The organism is Micromonospora sp. WMMD1219, from assembly GCF_049315215.1.
GTDB lineage: Bacteria > Actinomycetota > Actinomycetes > Mycobacteriales > Micromonosporaceae > Micromonospora > Micromonospora tulbaghiae.
Genome location: NZ_CP186057.1, coordinates 5254120 through 5275365, shown reverse-complemented (window position 1 = coordinate 5275365; position 21246 = coordinate 5254120). Strand labels below are relative to the sequence as shown.

The 21246-nt window shown below is 73.1% G+C and carries 14 protein-coding genes; 6 read left to right on the top strand and 8 right to left on the bottom strand.

Annotated features, from left to right (window positions below; all coding sequences use genetic code 11):
• Positions 1-16: 16 nt before the first annotated feature.
• Entirely contained in the window at positions 17-1423 is a 1407-nt protein-coding gene (locus tag ACN27C_RS24615) for a KamA family radical SAM protein (protein ID WP_422748427.1), read from the bottom strand.
• Positions 1424-1566: 143 nt separating this feature from the next.
• Here ACN27C_RS24615 and ACN27C_RS24610 point away from each other — a divergent pair, with 143 nt between their 5' ends.
• From ACN27C_RS24610 to ACN27C_RS24585, 6 genes are read left to right on the top strand one after another with little or no spacing between them, the layout of a single operon-like run.
• On the top strand, positions 1567-2628 hold the full coding sequence (locus tag ACN27C_RS24610; protein ID WP_422748425.1) for a zinc-binding alcohol dehydrogenase: 1062 nt from the start codon (positions 1567-1569) through the stop codon (positions 2626-2628).
• A gap of 4 nt (positions 2629-2632) precedes the next feature.
• A complete protein-coding gene (locus ACN27C_RS24605; RefSeq protein WP_120569944.1) occupies positions 2633-4204 on the top strand; it encodes an amidohydrolase in 1572 nt (523 codons plus the stop codon).
• The gene (locus ACN27C_RS24600; protein WP_350816546.1) at positions 4201-5760 is read left to right on the top strand and encodes a lysine 5,6-aminomutase subunit alpha; all 1560 of its coding nucleotides are present in this window, start codon (positions 4201-4203) and stop codon (positions 5758-5760) included. The genes ACN27C_RS24605 and ACN27C_RS24600 overlap by 4 nt, the downstream gene beginning before the upstream one ends.
• On the top strand, positions 5757-6512 hold the full coding sequence (locus ACN27C_RS24595; RefSeq protein ID WP_252452793.1) for an OAM dimerization domain-containing protein: 756 nt from the start codon (positions 5757-5759) through the stop codon (positions 6510-6512). The genes ACN27C_RS24600 and ACN27C_RS24595 overlap by 4 nt, the downstream gene beginning before the upstream one ends.
• On the top strand, positions 6509-6901 hold the full coding sequence (locus ACN27C_RS24590; protein ID WP_120569941.1) for a hotdog domain-containing protein: 393 nt from the start codon (positions 6509-6511) through the stop codon (positions 6899-6901). Before ACN27C_RS24595 ends, ACN27C_RS24590 begins: the two co-directional genes overlap by 4 nt.
• Before the next feature lie 11 nt (positions 6902-6912).
• A complete protein-coding gene (locus ACN27C_RS24585) occupies positions 6913-8247 on the top strand; it encodes a glutamate mutase L (protein ID WP_422751670.1) in 1335 nt (444 codons plus the stop codon).
• Between the two features lie 434 nt (positions 8248-8681).
• Here the strand turns inward: ACN27C_RS24585 and ACN27C_RS24580 are convergent, their stop codons facing one another.
• From ACN27C_RS24580 to ACN27C_RS24550, 7 genes are all read right to left on the bottom strand, one after another.
• On the bottom strand, positions 8682-9464 hold the full coding sequence (locus tag ACN27C_RS24580) for an ABC transporter permease (protein ID WP_422748422.1): 783 nt from the start codon (positions 9462-9464) through the stop codon (positions 8682-8684).
• On the bottom strand, positions 9461-10435 hold the full coding sequence (locus ACN27C_RS24575) for an ATP-binding cassette domain-containing protein (protein ID WP_422748420.1): 975 nt from the start codon (positions 10433-10435) through the stop codon (positions 9461-9463). The genes ACN27C_RS24580 and ACN27C_RS24575 overlap by 4 nt, the downstream gene beginning before the upstream one ends.
• A 68-nt stretch (positions 10436-10503) precedes the next feature.
• Positions 10504-13614, bottom strand: a complete 3111-nt coding sequence (locus ACN27C_RS24570) for an ATP-binding protein (protein WP_422748417.1) — start codon at positions 13612-13614, stop codon at positions 10504-10506.
• Positions 13615-13828: 214 nt separating this feature from the next.
• Positions 13829-15742 carry a TniQ family protein gene (locus tag ACN27C_RS24565; RefSeq protein ID WP_387375247.1) on the bottom strand — a complete coding sequence of 638 codons (1914 nt, stop codon included), beginning with the start codon at positions 15740-15742 and terminating at the stop codon, positions 13829-13831.
• On the bottom strand, positions 15739-17688 hold the full coding sequence (locus ACN27C_RS24560) for a TniQ family protein (RefSeq protein WP_387375249.1): 1950 nt from the start codon (positions 17686-17688) through the stop codon (positions 15739-15741). Before ACN27C_RS24560 ends, ACN27C_RS24565 begins: the two co-directional genes overlap by 4 nt.
• The gene (locus ACN27C_RS24555) at positions 17685-18956 is read right to left on the bottom strand and encodes an AAA family ATPase (protein ID WP_387375251.1); all 1272 of its coding nucleotides are present in this window, start codon (positions 18954-18956) and stop codon (positions 17685-17687) included. Before ACN27C_RS24555 ends, ACN27C_RS24560 begins: the two co-directional genes overlap by 4 nt.
• Positions 18953-21205: a hypothetical protein gene (locus ACN27C_RS24550; protein ID WP_387375253.1), complete on the bottom strand. Its 2253-nt coding sequence runs from the start codon at positions 21203-21205 to the stop codon at positions 18953-18955. The genes ACN27C_RS24555 and ACN27C_RS24550 overlap by 4 nt, the downstream gene beginning before the upstream one ends.
• Positions 21206-21246: the final 41 nt, after the last annotated feature.

Genomic DNA, 21246 nt, shown 5'->3' with positions numbered 1-21246 from the left:
GTTCGGGTGTCCGGGGTCAGTCGTCGCGGTGGGCGAGCCACCAGGCCTGGCCGGCCTCGGGCAGCGTGTCGATCGGGTCGTAGTAGGCGTAGCGCTTGTTCAGCGCCTCCAGGTCGGCCGACTCGATCGAGGTGCGGTAGTTCTTCGTCCAGTAGGAGATGCCGCGCTCACGGTCGTAGTCGGTGAGCATGTGCACCCAACGCTTGCCGACGAACGGCACGTCGCAGACGATCCGCGGGGTGGCGTAGCCGGGCAGGTAGCCCATGATGTCGTGCTGGAGCTGCTGGGCGTGCCAGACCGGAACGCGCCAGTGCTCGGCGTTGGGGATCATGTCGCACATGTAGAAGTAGTACGGCAGGATGCCCGCCTCGCCCTGGAGCGCGAAGCAGAGGTCGAGCAGGTCGGCGCTGGTGGCGTTGACGCCGCGCATGAGCACGCCCTGGTTGCGGACGTCGCGTACGCCGACGTCGAGCGCGGTCTGGGCGGCCTTGGCGACCAGCGGGGTCAGCGACTGGGCGTGGTTGACGTGGGTGTGGATGGCCAGGTTGACGCCGCGGCGGGCGGCGGTGCGGGCGACCCGTTCGAGACCCTCGACCACGTCGGGCTGGAGCCAGTGCTGGGGCAGGCCCATGAGCGCCTTGGTGGCGAGCCGGATGTCGCGGATCGTCTCGATCTCCAGCAGGCGCATCAGGTACGACTCGAGGTTGCGCCACGGCACGTTGGCGACGTCGCCGCCGGAGACGACAACGTCGCGTACGCCGGGGTGGGCCTTGAGGTACGTGATGTGGGCGTCGTAGCGGTCGACGGGCTTGAGGGTGAGCTTGAGCTTGTCGACGGCGGGGGTGGAGTTGCCGACGAGGTCCATGCGGGTGCAGTGGCCGCAGTACTGCGGGCAGGTGGAGAGCAGCTCGGCGAGGACCTTGGTGGGGTAGCGGTGGGTGAGGCCCTCGGCGACCCACATGTCGTGCTCGTGGAGGCTGTCGCGGCTGGCGTACGGGTGGGACGGCCAGTCGGTGCGCCGGTCGGAGGCGACCGGGATCATGTAGCGGCGGATCGGGTCGGCGAGCAGCGCCTCGGTGCTGATCGTCTGATGCGGCACCATGGTGTTGAGCATCTGCGGCGGCACCAGCATGGACATGGTGGCCAGGGCCTTCTGGTCGGCCTCCAGGTCGGCGTAGAAGGTCTCGTCGACGGTGTCGCCGAGGACGGCGCGCAGCTGCTTGATGTTCTTGACGCAGTTGACCCGCTGCCACTGGGCGCTCTCCCACTGGTCGCGGGTGATGTGGCGCCAGCCGGGGAAGCGGGTCCAGTCGGGTTCGACGAGGGGCGCGCGGCGGTATTCGTAGGGCTGTCCGGCGGCCGGGACGGTGGCCGGCGCGTGGCGGGGCGTCGGGATGGTCTCCACCGGTTGGGTCTGGGTCACGGCCCCTCCTCGTCAGTGTGCGGGTTGATCAACGGTTGCGAAGGCTACTGGAAAATCTGCGGTGAAGAAATTAGTCTGCCGTAAGTTTTCCCGCGACGCGACCCCTGGCCGGGGGTTCGGGCGGCTGGACATAGGGGGTCGGCGTGACGTCACCGGTGGGTCTGCACCGAGTCGTGGAACCGGCGGGGGTGCTCCCGCAGGCGGCCTGGCGGTTGGACCCGGACCCGCGGATCGCGGCGAACGAGGTGCGGATCCGGGTCGAGCGGCTGAACCTGGACGCGGCGAGTTTCCGGCAGTTGGCGGAGAAGCACGGCGGCGACGGGGAGAAGGTCCGCGCCGAGGTGCTGGAGATCGTGTCGACCCGGGGGAAGATGCAGAACCCGGTGACCGGTTCGGGCGGCATGCTGATCGGCACCGTCGAGGAGGCGGGCCGCCGGTCGCCGCTGGGGCTGAAGGCGGGTGACCGGGTGGCGACGCTCGTGTCGCTGACGCTGACGCCGCTGACGATCCTCGACGGGCTGGCCCGCTGGGACGGGCGCAGCGAGCAGGTGCCGTGCGACGGGTACGCGATCCTGTTCGCCCGGTCGATCGCGGCGGTGCTGCCGCCGGACCTGCACCCCGAGCTGTCCCTGGCGGTGCTGGACGTGTGCGGGGCGCCGGCGTTGACGGCGCGGGTGGTGGCCGAGCAGGTGGCGCGGCGCTCGCGTGAGGGTGATCCGCGTCCGGTGTCGGTGGCGGTGATCGGCGGGGCCGGCAAGAGCGGGTCGTTGTCGCTCGCGGCGGCGCGGCGGGCGGGCGCCGCCCGTACCGTCGGGGTGGTTCCGGTGGCGTCGGAGCAGGACGCGCTGACGGCGGCCGGGCTGGCCGACGTGGTGGCGCTGGCCGACGCGCGGGATCCGGTGGGGTTGTCGACGGCGGTGACGACGGCGCTGGGTGTGCCGGCGGACGTGACAGTGGTGTGCGTGGACGTGCCGGGGTGTGAGCACGGCGCGGTGCTGGCCACGGCGGACGGCGGTACGGTGATCTTCTTCTCGATGGCGACGAGTTTCGCGGCGGCGGCGCTGGGCGCGGAGGGCCTGGCGGCGGACGTGACGATGCTGGTGGGCAACGGGTACGTGCCGGGGCACGCGGCGCTGGCGTTGGATCTGTTGCGGGCCGAGCCGGGGGTGCGCGGTCTGTTCGAGGCGCGTCTGGCGGCAGACTGAGGCCATGACGAACCCCTCGACGCTGTATCGCGGTGGAGTGCTGCACTGTCCGGCGGACCCGAGCGCGACGGCGCTGCTGGTGCGGGACGGGCGGATCGCCTGGTTGGGTACTGATGCGGACGCGCCGCGGGCGGACCGGGTGGTGGAGCTGGGCGGTGCGCTGGTGACGCCGGCGTTCGTGGACGCGCACGTGCACGCGACGGATACCGGGTTGGCGTTGTCGGGGCTGGATCTGTCGGCGGTGCGGTCGGCGGGTGGGCTGCTGGAGGCGGTGTCGGCGTTCGCGGCGGGCCTGCCGGGTGACGCGGTGGTGCTGGGGCACGGCTGGGACGAGTCGGGCTGGGCGGATCGGGCGTTGCCTGATGCGGCGGCGCTGGACCGGGCGGCCGGTGGGCGGCGGGTGTATCTGTCGCAGGCGTCGATCCATTCGGCGCTGGTGTCGGCGGCGTTGCTGGCGGCGTGCCCGGAGGTGGTGTCGGCGGCCGGGTACGAGGCGTCGGGGTGGTTGCGGCGCGACGCGCATCACGTGGTGCGGGCGGCGGCGTTCGCGTCGGTGACGCGGGCGCAGCGGGTGGCGGCGCAGCGGCGGGCGCTGGAACACGCGGCGTCGCTGGGTGTCGCGGCGGTGCACGAGTGCGGTGGTCCGGACATCTCCGACGAGGAGGACTTCACCGGGCTGCTGGCGATCTCGGGGGCCGGGGTGCCGGAGGTGTACGGGTACTGGGGTGAGCTGCTGGGTGCGGCGAAGGCCCGGGAGCTGGGTGCGGTGGGCGCGGGTGGTGACCTGTTCGCGGACGGGGCGCTGGGGTCGCGGACGGCGCACGTGTCGGCGGCGTACCTGGACGGTGAGGCGGGGGCGTGCGGGCACGGGTACGTGTCGGCGGAGCAGGTGCGTGATCATCTGCTGGACTGCGCGGCGCACGGGTTGCAGGGCGGGTTCCACGCGATCGGGGACGCGGCGATCGGGACGGTGCTTGCGGGGTTTGGGCTGGCGGCGCGGTCGCTGGGTGTGGACCGGTTGCGGGCGGCCCGGCACCGGGTGGAGCACGCGGAGATCATGAGCAAGGCGCTGATCGCCGGGTTCGTGGAGTACGGGATCGTGGCGTCGATGCAGCCGGCGTTCGACCGGTTGTGGGGTGGCGCGGGCCGGATGTACGAGTCGCGGCTGGGGTTGGCCCGGTCGTTGGAGTCGAATCCGATGGGTGCGATGCACGGGGTCGGTGTGGCGTTGGCGTTCGGGTCGGATTCGCCGGTGACGCCGTTGGATCCGTGGGGGTCGGTGCGGGCGGCGGCGGCGCATCACAACCCGGCGCAGCGGATGAGTGTGCGGGCGGCGTTCGCCGCGCACACGCGTGGCGGGTGGCGGGCCGTGCACCTGGACAACGAGGGCGTGCTGGCGTTGGGGGCGCCGGCGACGTTCGCGGTGTGGGACACCCCGGCGGGCGTGGAGCGGGGGCTGCCGGTGGTGCTGGCCGAGGATCCGGAGTTGCGGGGCGCGGACGATCCGACGCCGCTGCCGGTGTGCCGGGCCACCGTGTTGCGCGGTGACGTGATCTATGAGGAAGGGTCTTCGTGACAGGGAAGCTTGGGCTGGATCCGGCGCTGGTGGCGCGGGCGCGGGAGTTGGCGCGCCGGGCCGGGCAGCCGGTGGTGGATCTGGCGCGCAGCCACACCACGGTGTCGGTGGAGCGGGCGGTGCTGCGGCTGGCCGGGGTGACCGGCGCGGACCCGGACGGTATTCCGTGGGTGAACCGGCTCGTGGACGCGGTGGTCGCGGACGTGGGTCTGGGGCACGGGGTGGCGGCGCCGGTGTTCGACGCGCTGGCGCGTGAGGGCATCGCCGATGTGACGTTGCTGGCGCAGAAGGCCGCGGCCGGGTCGGTGCGGTTCGCGCAGCCGTCGGGGAAGGCGGCGACGGCTGCGCGGCGGGCGTCGCGTAAGGCGGTCGCGGCGGGGATCCGCGGCATCGACCGGCGGCGCGCGGAGCGGGATCGGCTGGTGAAGCGGTTCGGGGATCCGGAGCGGCGGCCGTGGATCTACCTGATCGTGGCGACGGGTGACATCTACGAGGACATTCCGCAGGCGCAGGCGGCGGCGCGGGCCGGCGCGGACGTGATCGCGGTGATCCGGTCGACGGGGCAGTCGCTGCTGGACTACGTGCCGGAGGGGGCGACCCGGGAGGGGTTCGCGGGCACGTACGCGACGCAGGAGAACTTCCGGCTGATGCGGGCGGCGCTGGACGAGACGTCGCGGGAGCTGGGCCGGTACGTGCGGCTGACGAACTACGCGTCGGGTCTGTGCATGCCGGAGATGGCGACGCTGGCCGGCCTGGAGCGGCTGGACATGATGCTCAACGACTCGATGTACGGGATCCTGTTCCGCGACATCAACCCGATCCGCACGTTCGTGGACCAGCGGTTCTCGCGGCAGGTGCACGCGCGGGCGGGGATCATCATCAACACCGGTGAGGACAACTACCTGACCACCGCTGACGCGGTGGACGAGGCGCACACGGTGACGGTGTCGCAGCTGCTCAACGAGTTCTTCGCGCACGAGGCGGGGCTGGCGGACTGGCAGCTGGGGCTGGGGCACGCGTTCGAGATCAACCCGGATGTGCCGGAGTCGTTCCGGTTGGAGCTGGCGCACGCGTTGCTGGCGCGGGAGTTGTTCCCGGACGCGCCGTTGAAGTGGATGCCGCCGACGAAGCACATGACCGGTGACGTGTTCCGGGGAAACCTGCTCGACGGGTTCTTCAACCTGGTGGGCACGATGACCGGGCAGGGGATCCTGCTGGTGGGGATGATGACCGAGGCGGTGGTGACGCCGTGGCTGTCGGACCGGGACATCGCCCTGCAGAACGTGCGGTACGTGCTGGGTGCGGCGGGCGGGTTGCACGAGGACTTCGTGCCGGCGCCGGGCGGGTTCATCCAGCAGCGGGCGCACCGGGTGCTCGGTGAGGCGGTGGATCTGCTGGAGCGTATCGGGGACCAGTCGTTGCTGACGGCGATCGCCGAGGGCACGTTCGGGATCATGAAGCGGCCGGCGGACCGGGGCAAGGGCCTGGACGGGGTGGCGCGGCACGAGGCGGACTACTACAACCCGGCCACGGAGATCCTGGAGCAACCCTCATGAGTGAGAAGACGGTCGTGCGGCCGTACGGGGACACCACCGGTGACGGCATGGTGCAGGTGTCGTTCACGTTGCCGGTGCCGCACGACAAGCGGGCCGAGGGCGCGGCGGTGCAGCTCGCCAACAAGATGGGCATGGACCCGGCGATGCTGGTGCACGCCAAGCCGATCGGGGACGGGTTCACGTTCTTCGTGGTGTACGGGCGGGTGAACCACCTGGTGGACCTGGCGAAGGTGCAGGTGGTGGAGCGTGACTATCCGCTGCTGTCGGCCAAGGAGGTCAACGCGGTGGTGAAGCGGCAGCTGCGCCGCAAGCTGTCGGTGGTGGGCGCGTGCATCGGCACGGACGCGCACACCGTCGGCATCGACGCGATCCTCAACGTCAAGGGCATCGCTGGTGAGAAGGGCCTGGAGTACTACCGGGAGCTGAAGGTCACGAACCTGGGCGCGCAGGTCAGTGTGCCGGAGCTGGTCGAGGCGGCCCGGCGGGAACGCGCCGACGCGGTGCTGGTGTCGCAGGTGGTGACGCAGCGCGACGCGCACCTGCACAACACGCGGGAGATGTCCGCGGCGTTCCGGGAGGCGATGCCGGCCGGACGCCGGCCGCTGCTGATCGTCGGCGGGCCGCGGTTCGACGAGACGATGACCGGCGAGCTGGGCGTGGACCGGATCTTCGGCCGTGGCACCACTCCGGGTGAGGTCGCCAGTTACCTCGTCCACGCTTTGATCACCTCCAGGAAGGCGAACACCCCATGAGCGATCCGCGTGTCGGTCTCACAGTCGTCCACCGCCGGTACGTGCCGTACTCCCACGCCCACTACGCGGGCAACCTGGTCGACGGGGCGTACGCGCTGGGGTTGTTCGGTGACGTGGCCACCGAGGTGTGCATCCGCACCGACGGCGACGAGGGGTTGTTCGCCTCGTACGCCGACGTGCAGTTCCGGGCGCCGATGAAGGCCGGTGACGTGCTGGAGGTGACCGCGACGGTGACCCGGGTGGGCACCCGCAGCCGCACCATCGACTTCGCCGCCACCGTGGTGTGCCGGGGCCGTCCGGACAAGGGCGAGTCGGCCGCCGAGGTGCTCGACGAGCCGATCGTCGCGGTCACCGCGACCGGCACTGTGGTCGTACCGCCGTCCCCGTGAGCGAGCCGATGTTGCGCGCCGTCGTCTGCGCCGACGTCGGGTCGACGTACACGAAGGCGGCGGTGGTGGACCTCGACGGCGGCCGGCTGGTCGCGGCGGCGTCCGCGCCCACCACGGTGGGCACTGACGTCCTCCACGGCCTGGACGCCGCGGTCGGCGCGGCCACCGCGTCGGCCGGGGTCGCTGAGGTGCCCTGGTACGTGTGCTCGTCGGCCGGGGGTGGGCTGCGCCTGGCGGTGGTGGGTTACGAGCCCCTCGTCACCGCTCAGGCGGGCCGGCGGGTCGGTCTGTCGGCGGGCGCGAACGTGGTGCACGTGGCGGCGGGGCGGCTGTCCGGGGCGGACGTGGCGGCGTTGCGGGCGGCCCGCCCGGACGTGGTGCTGCTGGTGGGCGGCACCGACGGCGGCGACGCGGACACGGTGACGCACAACGCGACGCGGCTGGCGAAGGCCCGGTTCCGGGTGCCGGTGGTCCTCGCCGGCAACGCCGACGTGCGCGACGACCTGCACGCGCTGCTGGCCGGCGCGGGAGTGCCGGTGACGGTGGCGGACAACGTGCTGCCCCGCATCGGGGTGCTGGAGCCGGCGTCGGCGCGGGCGGCGATCCGGGAGGTGTTCCTGCGGCACGTCATCGGCGGCAAGAAGCTGTCCCGAGGTACCCGGTTCGCGCGGCTGGTCCGCGCCGCCACCCCGGACGCGGTGCTCACCGGCGTGGAGGTCCTCGCCGGCACGCTCGGCGGTGACCTCGCAGTGGTGGACGTGGGTGGGGCCACCACCGACGTGTACTCGGTGCTCACGCCCGACGAGCGGGACAGCGGGCCGAGTCAGGAGGTCGCCGGGACGCTGTGGCGGGCGCGCACCGTCGAGGGTGACCTGGGCATGCGGTGGAGCGCGCCGGGTGTGGTGCGCGCCGCGGTCGAGGAGCGGCTGCTCGACCGCGCCGAGGAGGCGGATCTGGCGGCCGCGGCGGCGGTACGGGCCGCCGATCCGGGGTTCCTGCCCGCCGGTGACGGCGAGCGGGCCGTGGACCGGCGCATCGCGGCGCTGGCCGCGACCGTGGCGTTGCGGCGGCACGCGCGGGGCGCGGCGACGGGGGAGCGGGCCGGGCGGGACCTGCGGGAGGTGAAGCTGCTCGTCGGCTCCGGTGGGGTGCTGCGGCACGCCGAGCCGGGCGACGCGGCGGCGGTGCTCGACGCGGTGCTGACCGATCACGCGGGCGGGTGGGCGTTGCCGCGGGCGGCCCGGCCGGTCGTCGACGTGGACTACGTGCTGGCCGCCGCGGGGCTGCTCGCCGCCGACCATCCGGGTGCGGCGGCGGCGATGCTGCGGCACCACCTGAGCGCCTGAACCGCGCTCAGGAATCGAGACGCGCCGACGCGACACGCCGTGTCGCAACACACGACAGGCCCGGGTGGGTTGACAGCGGCGGGGGTCTACGCCGTACCGTCTTTGAGTCCTACCACGGGAAGCGGCTGTTGTTCGCTTCGTCCCTTCGTCCGCTGGCCGAGCGACCGGAAGGTTGCGGCGGCCAGGTCCAGCGGGCGGGGGTCGGCGGGGCGGCGCGAACCGGCCGCGGTTACCGGTGTACGGGCAGGGTGAAAGGCACGGCCAGTAGACAACGGCCAGGCGGGGGCAGCCAGTCCACGTCGGGTCGGTCCGAAGGTCGGCGCCGATCGTCTTCGCCCCACCGGCCGGGAAGGGCCTGGGAGCATCGGGGCGCGGCTTCGGCCGCGCCCCGATTTCATCCCCCCGATGTTCCCCGTGTCAGCGGCCCAGCCCTCTCAGCGGCCCAGCCGCCGGTAGCGGCGCACCGCTGCGGGAGCGGCCACCGCGATCAGCGCCAGCGGCCACGCGACCGCCAGTACCAGCGCGTGCCGCGCCGGCCACGAGTCCCCGCCCAGGCCCGGGTTGCCGAACAGGTCCCGGGCCGCCGCCACCGTCGCCGACAGCGGGTTCCACGCGGCGATCGCGCCCAGCCAGTCCGGCATCAGCTCCGGCGCCACGAACACGTTGGACAGGGCGGTCAGCGGGAACGCCAGCGGGAACACCACCACCGCGACCGTGTCCGGGTTCGGCACGAGCAGCCCGAACAGGATGCCCACCCAGGTCATCGCGACGCGCAGCAGCAGGATCAGCGCCACCGCGGCCAGCGCCGCGCCGGCGCCTTCGCGCCACTGCCAGCCGACCAGCAGCCCGCACACCACCAGCGTGGTCATCTCCAGGCACGCCCGTACCAGGTCGGCCCCGGCGCGGCCGGACAGCAGCGCCGAGCGGGCCATCGGCAGTGACCGGAACCGGTCCACCACGCCCCGGCCGGCGTCGGCCGCGATCGCCGACGCGGTCGCGCCGAGGCCGTAGAGCATCGTCATGACGAACACGCCGGGCAGCAGGAACTCCCGGTAGCTGCCGTCGCCCGGCACGGACATGCCGCTGCCGAACACGTAACCGAACACCAGCACGAACATGATCGGCAGGCTGAAGTAGAGGATGATCTCCTCCGGTGCTCGGACCACGTGCCGCATGTTCCGCCCGGCCATCAGCCATCCGTCGGTGAGCGCCCTCACGACGCCACCCCCACCCGCTGCGTGTCGGCGTGGGCGCCGGTGAGCCGCAGGAACGCCTCGTCGAGCGTGGGCCGGCGGACCAGGACGTCCTCCACGGCGATCCCGGCGTCGTCGAGGGCCCGCAGCACGGCGGTGAGCACGGCGATCCGGTCGGCCACCGGCGCGTCCACACGCCGCAGCTCGGCGTCCACCGTCGCGGTCGCGCCGGTGGCGCGTTCCACGACGGCTGCCGCCGCGGGCAGGTCCGCCGCGTCGCGGACCACCAGTTCCAGCCGGTCGGCGCCGATGCGGGCCTTCAGCCGCTCCGGGGTGCCCTCGGCCACGACCCGGCCGGTGTCGATGACGCAGACCCGGTCGGCGAGGTGGTCGGCCTCCTGCAGGTACTGGGTGGTCAGCAGCACGGTGGTGCCGTCGTCGACCAGTTCCCGCACCGCCGTCCACAGCCCGTTGCGGCTGCGCGGGTCCAGGCCGGTGGTCGGCTCGTCGAGGAACAGCACCCGCGGTGGCACCACCAGGCTTGCCGCCAGGTCCAGGCGGCGGCGCATCCCACCGGAGTAGCCGCCGGCCGACCGGTCCGCGGCCTCGGTCAACCCGAACCGGTCCAGCAGCTCCTCGGCGCGGTCGCGGGCCCGGCGCGCGGACAGCCGGCGCAGCCGGCCGAACAGCACCAGGTTCTGCCGGCCGCTGAGCACCTCGTCGACGGCCGCGTACTGGCCGGTCAGGCTGATCGCGGCGCGGACCCGGTCCGGGTCGGTGGCGACGTCGTACCCGGCCACCCGGGCCCGGCCGGCGTCGAACCGCAGCAGCGTGGTGAGGATCCGCACCGCAGTGGTCTTGCCGGCGCCGTTGGGGCCCAGCACCCCGTACACGGTGCCGGCCGGCACGGCCAGGTCGAAGCCGTCCAGGGCGGTGGTGCGGCCGTACGTTTTTCGGATCCCGTCGGCCAGCACGGCCGTCGTGTCGTCGGTCATGGGTGTCAGCGTCACCGGCGTCGCTGACCGGGCGCGTACCGGGCGCGCACCGGGCGGTGCCGCGCCGGTCAGCGGCCGTCGAGCAGTGCCAGCGCCCGCTGCCGGGGCAGGTTCGCGCCGCCGGCGTACGCGGCGGCGAACGCCGCCTCACCCAGGCGTTCCCGCAGCGTGGCGGCGGTCGGCGTGCCGGCCGGGGCGTCGGCCGCGCCGGTGCCGGCCAGCAGCGCCGCCGCCGCGCCCAGCAGCCGGGCCGCCGCCTCGTGGTCGCCGTCGCGCAGCAGCGGCCCGGCCAGCCCGTCGGCCGCCGCGGCCACCACCGGCGCGTCCCACACCCCGGCGCCGGCGGTGAGGACCTGCCGGTAGTGGGCGCGGGCGGCCGCCGGGTCACCGGCGGCGTCGGCGAGCTGCCCGAGCGTCACCAGCGCCGCCAGCCGCACCACCTCGGCGCCGAACCAGCCCGACGGGCACTGCGCGACCGCCCGCTCGCACAGCGCCCGCGCCCGCTGCGGGTCGCCGTCGCGGCGGGCGATCTCGCCGAGCCCCAGATCCGCGGCGGCCACCAGCTCCGGCGCGCCGGCCGGCCCGGCGATGCGCCGCACCCGCCGGTAGTCCTCCGCCGCGCCGGCCAGGTCACCGGCGACCAGCCGCCCGTCGGCGCGGGTCCGCAGCAGCTCCGCCAGGTCCAGGGTGGAGCCGAGCTGTTCGGCCAGGTCCAGCGCCTCCGCCATCGGCGCGGCCGCCGACGCGACGTCACCGGTGCGGTAGGCGGCCTCGGCGCGGGTGGACAGCGTCACGATCATGCCCCAGCGGTCTTCGAGGGCCCGGAAGCCGGTCAGCGCGGCGTCCAGCTCGGTGCGGGCCTGCTCGTGACGGCCGTGCAGCAGGCTGACCATCGCGGTGCCCAGCAGGCCCAGCGCCCGGCTCCACGGGTCGGTGCCGAGCAGCCGGTCCCGCACGGCCTGCTCGTGCAGCGCCGCCGCGTCCTGCGGTGACGGGGGGCCGCTGGCCATGCCGGACAGGTACAGCAGGAACGGATGCCGGGGCGGCCGGGCCAGGGTCCACAGGATCCGCGACGCGGTGTCCACCTCGCTGCGGTCACCGCCGCCGGCGAGCGTGGCGACCAGCAGGCTCAGCGCGTACTCCTCGGCCAGGCCGTCGGGCGGGCCGTCGAGCCGGTCGACCAGCCGCCGGGCCGGCGCCGAGCCCTCCCCGCGCAGGCCCCGCAGCCACCAGTAGAACGCCAGCGCCGCGACCAGCCGCAACCCGATGCCGGTGTCCGCGTGCCGCAGCGCCGCGTGCAGGTCGTCGCGCGCGGCGTCCAGGCGGCGCAGCCACCGGTCCTGGCCACCGCCGCGCAGGCCCGCGTCGCCGGCCAGCGCCAGATCCAGGAAGTACGCGGCGTGCGCGTCCCGCACCCGCCCGGTCTCACCGTGCTCGGCGAGCCGGGCCGCCGCGAACTCGCGGATCGTCTCCAGCATCCGGTAGCGCCCGCCGGTGGCCTCCACCAGTGACTTGTCCACCAGGCCGGTGAGCACGTCCACGACGTCCTCGGCGTCCGGCGCGCACACCGCCTGCACCGCGGCCAGGTCGGCGGCGCCGGCGAACACGCTCATCCGGGCGGCCAGGCGGCGCTCCGGGGCGTCGAGCAGGTCCCAGCTCCACCCCACGACCGCCTCCAGCGTGCGGTGCCGGGGCGCCGCGGTGCGGTCGCCGCGGCGCAGCAGCCGGAACCGGTCGTCCAGACGCGCCGCGACCTGCGTCACCGGCAGGGCCCGCAGCCGCGCCGCGGCCAGCTCCAGGGCCAGCGGCAGCCCGTCGAGGGTACGGCAGATCCGCAGCACCGCCGGGGTGGTGGCGGCGTCGAGGGCGAACCCGGGTGACACGTCGGCGGCGCGGTCGGTGAACAGCCGCACCGCCGGGTACGCGGCTGCCGTCTCGGGCGCGGCCGGCCCGTCCGGGGCGGGCAGCCCGCCGACCGGGCACAGCGCCTCGCCGGTGAGGCCCAGCGGCTCCCGGCTGGTGGCGAGCACCCGCAGCCCGGGCGCGGCGGCGAGCAGCCGGCCGGTGAGCCGGGCCGCGTCGTCGACGACGTGCTCGCAGTTGTCCAGCACCAGCAGCAGCCGCCGGTCGGCCAGCGCGGCGACCAGCCGGTCGGTGAGGTCGGCCGGGCCGCCGGGTGTGCGCAGGCCGGCGTCGCGCAGGTCCAGCGCGGCCAGCACCGCCGGCGCGACCGGCGCCCCGGGTGCCACGGCGGCCAGCTCCACCAGGCACACCGGCCCGTCGTGGCCGGACGCGACGGTGGTGGCCAGCCGGGTCTTGCCGGCGCCGCCCGGGCCGTGCAGGGTCACCAGCCGCGCCGCGCCGAGCAGGTCGTGGACCCGCCGCAGTTCCGGTTCCCGGCCGACGAAGCTGGTGAGCGGGCTGGGCAGCCGGGCGGGCGGCGCGGCGTCGTCACGCAGCAGCGCCGCGTGCAGCGCGACCAGCTCCGCCGACGGGTCGGTGCCCAGTTCCTCGGCCAGCACCCGGCGGGCGTCGGCGTAGACGGCGAGCGCCTCGGCGCGGCGGCCGGCGCCGTGCAGGGCCCGCATCAGCAGCCCGTGCAGCCGTTCCCGCAGCGGATGCGCCGCCACCAGGTCCCGCAGCTCGGCGATCAGCGGCGCACCGGCCGGCGCCAGCGCCAGCTCCGCCTCGACCCGGTCCTCGACCGCGGCCAGCCGCGCGTCCCGCAGCCGGGCCGCCTCGGCGTCGGCGAACGGCGCGCCGGTCACGTCCGCGAGGGGTTCGCCGCGCCACAGGCCGAGCGCGTCGCGCAGCAGCGCCGCCGCGCCGGCCGGATCACCGGCGGCGAGCGCCGCCCGCCCGGCCGCCGCCAGGCCGGTGAACCGGTGCAGGTCGACGCGCTGCGGGTCCACGGCCAGCCGGTAGCCGGCCGGGCCGAACTCGATGTGCGCGTCCGGCAGCAGCCGCCGCAGCCGCGACACCTGCGACTGCAGCGCGTTCGCGGCCTGTTCGGGTGGCCGGTCGCCGTACACGCCGTCGACGAGGCGCTGCGGCGCCACGGTGCGGCCGGCGTCGAGCAGCAGCAGCACCAGCAGCGCGCGCAGCCGCCCGCCGGCGACGGGCAGCACGCTGCCGTCGGCCGCGTACGCCTGGGTCGCGCCGAGCACACCGAACCGCATGCGCCCGATTGTCGCCTGTCGCCGGTGACGCCCACACTCCCCACCCGCCGGTCACAGATGGTGCCGGCGCCATTCGGACTGCTCCTGTTCGGCGGTGTGACGGTCAGCTATAGATGTCACTTTTCGGCGGTGGTTGTCACCGGGGCTGATGCGGCGCTTGTCACCGGGGCTGATGCGGCGCTTCGGACGTGCTGGCTCGGAGACGATCGAGCGCTTATCGAAGCGACGGCTCGTTCGCGTCGATCTCGTAGGCGAGTCGGCCGATCAGGAGGTTGAGCTGTTCGCGGAGTGCCCTGAAGTGGCCGTTGACTGATGGCCGCAGGAGGTGGTTCCAGCGGGAGTAGATGTAGCGGGTTTCATCGCCGGGTGATCGTCGAGCGTGAAGGTCGGGGCGGATCGTGGGGGCGTAGATGTGGTCCCCGTGGGTGATCTCGGTCCAGACCCAGGTGCTGGCGAGTCGGCGTTTGCCGTGGCCCCAGTCGGTGTGTGGCACTCGCCGCTTGTTCACGAGTTGTTCGGGGAGTCCATCGGTGATCTCGCGCCACTGGTGTTCTGGGATCTGCCAGTTGGCGAGCGCGTCGCGGCGTCGGCCGTAGTCGAGCAGTTCGGCGTCGGTGTCGAGGTGGTGGGCGAGTGCGTCGACAGCGTGGTGGAACGCGGCGGTGCGGGCGGAGGTGGTGAGCGCGCGGTGCACGACGTTCATGGCGTTGACGGCTGCATGCCGGGGTATGCCGAGGTGGGTGGCGGCGTCGGTGCTGGTGCTGTCGGAAGCGATGTGCGCGAGGCGTATGGCCACTGCGTGCTGAAGCAGCCGGGGCTTGAGGTCGGTGAAGTCGCTGAGGTAGTTGTCGATCCAGTGCTGTGGTGGCCGCTGCGGGATGTGCTGGACGCGCAGGCGTGTGGGTGGTGGTCCGGTCAGGCCTTGGCGGCGGGTGGCCCGGCTGGGGACTCCTGTGCGTTTGATGATGTGCAGGGCGCCGACTTCCGGGCCGAGCGCGGTGTGCAGGCCGGGTGAGCAGTAGCCGTCTCCGGGGAGGTACTGCTTGATCCACGGGCGAAGGCTCGGCCTATTGTCGAGGAGATTCGCGAGGAGATGCCGGACGGTGTCTGAGTCACCGGCTGAGGTGATGGCTGAGGCGGTGGTGAGCAGGGCCGCGTTCGTAGCGGCGTCGGTGGGTGGTTTGTCGTAGAGGGCGTTGTCGCGCGCTCGTCCGCGCTGCTGGCGGTCCTTGGCGATCTGGCGGCGGATGTGCTCGACGTGCCGGTCGATGAGCGCCGCGTTCCGGGTTGTGGTGACGAGAGGGCGGGCCAGCGGCCAGGATCCACCGATGACGCAGCTGAGGATGCGTAGGTCGGTGACGTATTGTCCGGCGGCGGCGTGGCCGCCGGCGCTGCGGGTGGGGCTGTTGTCGTGCAACAGGGTGAGCAGGCGCTCTTGCAGCGCGAGTGCCGCGGAGTCGGCGTCGTGAACGGCTGGCGGCGATTGGTCGAGCCGTTGGCCGCAGCCGCGCTCGGCTGAGCGGCAGGGGCTTGGGCGGAGGTTGGCGCGGCAGGCGACGGGATGCAGGGTGGCGTCAAGGCGCCGAGGCAGCATCCTGGTGCCGCTGTCACGGGCCAGCGCGGGTTGGCCGCAGGCCGGGCAAGCGTGGGCGAGCAGCCGCTGGTGCGCGGTGCAGGCGAACACGACGGGTAGCCGCCAGAGCTTGCTCCAAGCGCCGCCGTGCTGGTTCTGGATGTCGCTGCCGTCGCCGGCCAGGCATTGGGGGCAGTGTCGGGTGAACCGGGCGAAGATCCAGTTCTCCTTGACGAGCATGCCGTGGGCGAGGCGTCGGTGCCGTCCGGTGCGCAGCGGGTTCAGTGGCGGGTAGGGGGTGCTCAGGCTGTCCAGGGTCAGGGCTGCGACTTCGTTCGGGGTGAGCCGGGTGGTGCGGGCGAACGTGGCCGCGCTGTGGCGGGTGAGGGTGATCATGTTGCTGGCGCGGGCGCCGTCGGGTGGTTGTGCGAGACCGGTGAGGTGTTCCAGTCGGGCGGGAGTGAGGTCCAGCCGGTGCGCGAGGCGCAGGATGTAGCCGGGCAGCGACTCGTCTGGCAGTGGTGTGAGGCTGCGTGGCAGCGGTGTGCCACTCACGGACCGGCGGGGGTGTTGTGGGGAACGGCGAGGTTCGCCTGGCGGTGGTCGCGGCTGTCGATTTCGGCGGCGAGTTGGGTGGCGTAGTCGACGAGCAGGCGGTCGAGGGCGATGTCGTGCGGGCGGGTGCAACCGTCGCGGAAGCGGGCGACCATCGCGTAGGCGCTCAGACGCCAGGCATTGTGCAGGTGAGGGGGCTGCCGGTCGCGGATGGGATGCGGGGCGAACAGGTGCTCGCTGCCGGTCAGCCGTGACCAGACGATGATGGAGGCGCTCTGGCGTTTGCGGTCGCCGAGTTCGGGTTCGCGTCCGTGGATCCACTCCGGCGGTGGCAGCTGTTGCGTGAGCTGCCGCCAGGTGGCGGGGTCGATGCACCAGTCGCGCAGCGCGGTGCGCCGTTGGTGGTAGTCGATGCGGCTGGAGGCGGCTTCGATGTGGTCGGCGAGGTCGTGGATGGCTGCCTCGAACTCGTGGGGGTCGCTGCGCTGGCGCGCCCACGCGTGCACCGCTTTGACGCTGGAGTAGCAGCGGGAGCGTGCGGCTGCGGTGTCGGGCAGTCCGAGACGCGCGGCGGCCTGGCCGATCGAGCCCCCTGCGGTCGTTTGACACAGGTGCAGCGCGGCGGTTCGTCGCAGGTGCACCGGGTTGACGTCGTCGAAGTGGGCCAGGAACCGCATGAACCAGTCGGGTTGCAGGAACTGGGCGATGTGTTCGGGGCCGAAGGGTGTGCGTCGGATCGGGACGCGCAGACCGCGGGCACGCCGTGGGCGGGCGTAGGTCTGCAGGGCCGGGGCGATGGCTTGGCGTAGCCCTTCGGAGCTGTTGGGACGTTCTTCGAGGAATTGGCGGCTCCAGTCGGCGCGGGCCGGGCGGCGCGAGTCGTGGGTAAGCAGGCCGCGCAGGTGGCCGGTCAACTCGCGCGGATGCGCGAGGGTCAACAGTCGGTCGGCGGTGGCCAGCAGCGCCGCGCAGGCGATCGCGTTGGCGGGCGGGCTGCGGTGATCGTCGATCGTCGGCGTCCGGTGCTCGCTGCCAGAGCGGTCCGTCGGATGGTGTGGGGCTGCGGTGAGGTGGCGTTCGAGCACGTCGGCGAGCTCGATGGTGGGCACCAGGTCGTGGGCCAGCGGCCAGGAGCACCGGATGAGGTAGCTGAGTTGGATCAGGTCGGTGAAGTACTGGATGGCGGTGGTGCGTTGACCGAGGACGACGACGTTGTCGGGTCGGGTGGTGTCGAGCGCGTCGCGGATGCGCTGCTGCAGGCGCAGCGTTGCCGGTGGCGGCGTGACTGCGGTGACAGCGCCGGTCAGCCAGACCCCGCAGCCGGCGGCCTGGTCTCGCCGGATCGGGCTGATGGTGGCCCGGCACTGGCTCGGGTGCAGGGTTTCGTCGGACCAGCGAGGTAGCGCTCCGTTCTCCTTGTGGTGAGCGAGGTGCCCGGAACTGCACTGGTGGTTCAGGTAGCAGCGATGCACCGGGCAGGCGAACACGACGGGCAGCCGCCAGGCGCGTCGCCAACTGCCGGCATGCGGCCACGAGGCGGTGGAATCCGGCGGGGCGAGGCAACGCGGACAGTAGCGGGAGTAGTTCGTCAACAACCAGCCGTCGAGGTGGCGCTTGACGCCGCGGCGTCCGCTCGGCTGCGGCCGGGGTCTGGCAGCGGGGTAGCGGGGTGCGTACGCGGCGAGGAACAACGCCTCGGTCTCGGCGTGGGTCAGCCGGGTGGCGTGCGCGAAGCGGTGACGCGCGGCCGGCTCGCCGTCAACGAGCAGCCCGGTCCGCGCCGCTGCGCGGTATCGGCTGCCCGTTGGCGGACAGACCAGGCCGGTGGCGACCACCAGCCGGGCCGGCGACGTCTCGAGCCGGCGCGCTAGGCGCAGCACGTAACCGACGATCGATTCGTCGGGAAGCGGATCCAGGCTGCGGGGCAGTGGCAGGCGGCCGGTCACGCGCTGCGGGCGGAGTCAGCGGCGGGGATGCCTCGATCGTCGAAGACGGTGTTGCGGCCACGTTTGGCGGGCCGTCGGCGTGCGGCGTTGTCGGTGCCGACCGGGGGGACGGGCGGAATCTCACCGGCGGACACATCGCGGGTCGGGTCGTCGCCGACCTCGACCACGACCCTGTCCAGCAGCGCCTGGGTGAGGCGTTCCTCGCCGCTGTCGAGGGCTTCGGCGCAGCCGTCCTCGATGAGCCGTTCCAGCAGGCCGACCACCCCGCCGGTGCGTCGGAACAAGTATTCGGGCATGGTGGCCTCGGTGAGCATCGCCGGGGCGGCGTTGAGCAGCCGCAGGTGCTGCTCCAGGCCGGTCAGGTGCGCGGTCCACGCGGCGATGTGTCCTGCGGTGTCGTAGCGGAAGGGCTCGAGATGGACGAGGTCGAACCGGCGTTCGGTCTGGGTGGAGAGGCCCTCCCCACTGGGCGGGGGTGGGAAGACGATTTGACCGGTGCGCCGGTCGTGGCGGCCTTCGCGCAGCAGGCCGGAGCCGGGGATGTCCACGCCGATGAGGATCAGCGTGGTGTGCATGCTCATGAACGCCCGCAGCAGGTCGAGGGTGTCTTGGTCGTCGGCGCGGTGCATCTTCAACCGGGTGATGTCGTCGAGCAGCAGCGCCCGGACGCCGTGATCGTGCAGCGACGTCCGCACCGATCTGGTCAGCTGCGGCAGCGTCATCTTGTGGTGATCGGCGCCGAAGAAGTCCAGGATCGCCTCGCAGGTGCTCTTCGGCTTCGCCGTCACCGGGGTCTGGACGTAGGCGACCGGCGCGTGCAGGTCCCGTGTGCCGGGGACTGCATTCGGGTTGAGCTGGGCGTGTAGCTCCAGCCAGACGTCCTCGAACGCCGCGGCGATCTCGCAGGCGGTCTCGGTCTTGCCCTGGTATCCGCCACCGGTGATCATCAGTCCGGCGCGGGTGGTCGGTTTGTGTTTGAGGGCGTTACTCTGCAGCCGCGAGCGCATCATCCGGGTGACCGTGAGGCTCATCGGAGTGTCCTGCATCGGCAAGTTCGCGTGGGTGGCGGCCCGGTGCAGATCATGCAGGTGACGTCGGCGGGGGCTCAGCAGCCGGTAGTCGGCCAGACTCAGCCGTGGTGCCGGAACGAAGGCATGCCGGGTCAGCCGCCACCGCCGCCACCCGTCGACGGTCTCCCGGTCGGTGATCGGCCCGGGCAGGATGAACGGTGCCGTCCCGGTCGTTTGCTGATCGTCTGCGGCACTCACCGCTCCTCCGTGCGGTGCTGCCGCTGTCCCGGACCGTCGGCGTCGACGTCCGCGGTGTCCTCATCAGGCAGTAGGAACAGGTTGCGGCGTCGGAATCCGTCACCGAGGCGCGCCGAAGCGGCAGCGGGTTGCCCGGTAAGGGCTTGGCGGCGTCGGTGGGCGCGGTCATCGTCGACGGCTTGCTGCGCCTGCCGGGCACGGTCGCGCCAGCGGGGCTGCTCGACGGATCCGTCACCGCCGCGGCTGGCACGACGACGCGCCGCCTGGTCACCGGCGAGGGCGGGGCGGTCAGTGGCGGCGGCGCCGGCCTGGGTGCTCTCCCGTGCATGGGTGGTGCGTTCGGTCTTGCTCATCCGGGTCGGCCAAGCCTCCACGGGAATGTGCGCGCCGATCAGGTCCAGCAGCAACGGAAGCAGTTCGGCGTCCGAACGGGGCCGCAACCCGGCCCGGCGCGCCGTGGTGAGCAGCTCGCGTACGCGGGCATCGCTGAACGCCGGCACCTCACCGTCCGACGGCGATCCGACCCAGTCCAGGCGATGCCACTGATGCGTCGCCGGGTCCTGGAAGAACACCAAGCGGGCATCTCGCGGATCCCGGCGCACCACCCACTTCCCGGCATTGCGGCCACCGCGCCCGGACGGAGTATGGCGGTAGGCGTCCAGCGCAGGGCCGTCGTACCACAGTCCGCGGACCTTGACCCCGCGCTGGCCATGGATCGCGACGTGGTGGGCCGGCAGCAGTTGGTAGTAGAGCTCTGGCGACGGGATCTGCATGGCGAAGCCGCCCTGCGCCATGGCCGCCGCGAACAGCGTGTTCGGGCTGTGGTCACCGGCCGGGTCCCAGCACGGGGCGTGCTCACCCAGGCGGCGGTTCTGCCAAATCTTCACCGTCCACGTCGCGATCAGGTGCTCCATCGCGTCGATGGTCAACACCGCGTCGGCTTCCGGATCGACGCCGCGGTCGGCGACGTCGACACCGCTATAGCCGAGCAGGTGCTCGAACAGCAGACTGCGCACCGCGCCGAAGGCCCGCTCAACCGCCTGCTTGTCGGTCGGGCGCAGCACCCGCGCCGGCAGGATGTTGGCCCCCAGCACACGCTGCACCTCCACCAGGTGGTGGTTGCGGTAGACGCTGCCGTGGTCGGTGGTCACCGTCTCCGGAGCGAAGAACGGCAGCCCGGCCACCTCGTAGCCGGCGAACTCAGCCACCACCGCACCGGGCAGTCCCGGATAGGGCCAGGCCATGTCCTCGCCCCAGTCCGGGCGCATCGGCAGCGGCATGGTCACATCACGCAGCAGCATCGCCACGTCCACGGCACTGTCGGAGACCAGCGTCAACCGGAACGCCACCATCGAGTGCGTGTAGACATCCAAGGCGAGGGTCAGATGCACTGAGACCGGCTCCGCGAAGACCGTCTCACGGACCTTCACCGGCAGGACGGTGGTGTCCAGCGCGAGGACCTGCCCCGGCCGGTGCACCACCACATGTCCGCCGCTGGCCGGTAGCTCGCCGCCGCGGGCGTAGCGCTGCCGGGCACCGCCCGGCCCGAACCACTCCCGCCAAACCAGCCGCAGCGTGCCGTAACTCGGCACCGCGGCCTGCGCGTCGGCACCGAAGCGCTCCCGCACGTACTGATGGATCATCCGCTCGCGGGTGCGCATACTCACCCGCGAGCGGTGCAACGTCTCCTGACGCACCGCGTAGATGGCCTCACGGACCTGCTCACCGACGCTCGGATGACCGCTGCGGGGCCGCAGCCACCGGTCGTCGGCGCAGCCGACCAGCCCGAACCGTCGCCGCCGGGCCTCCCACCGCAGCAGCGTGCGGTAACCCACCCGCTGCAACGCCAACAGCCGCGCCTGCTCCGCGTCCAGCAGGGCCAACTCGGCGGCCTTCGCCCGTCGCCGCTGCGTCACCGTCGTCGCCGTCGGGTCATAGCAGGCCTTCGGCTCGCCCGGCCCCGGCCGCAGTGGATCCCCGCCGCGGAATCCGGTCTCCACCTCCAGCAGATGCGCGACCCGCAACGCCACCCATTCCCGCTGCCGCTGACTCAGGTCACCCAGCACCGCCGGCTGCCGACCCCGGTCCGCAGCCGGAAGCAACGGCGATCGGCTCGACTGCCGGCAGCCGGGGTTGCCGACCAGGAACCGCAGGCTCACCGGCATCCGCCGGCCCGCTGCGGACAGCAATACCACCCGCCCGTGATGCGGCTCTGCCCGCTCGACCACCCACTCCGTCCCGTCGAGCACCAGAGCTGCGCCTGGCGACAGGTCCAACACCGCCGCCGCCG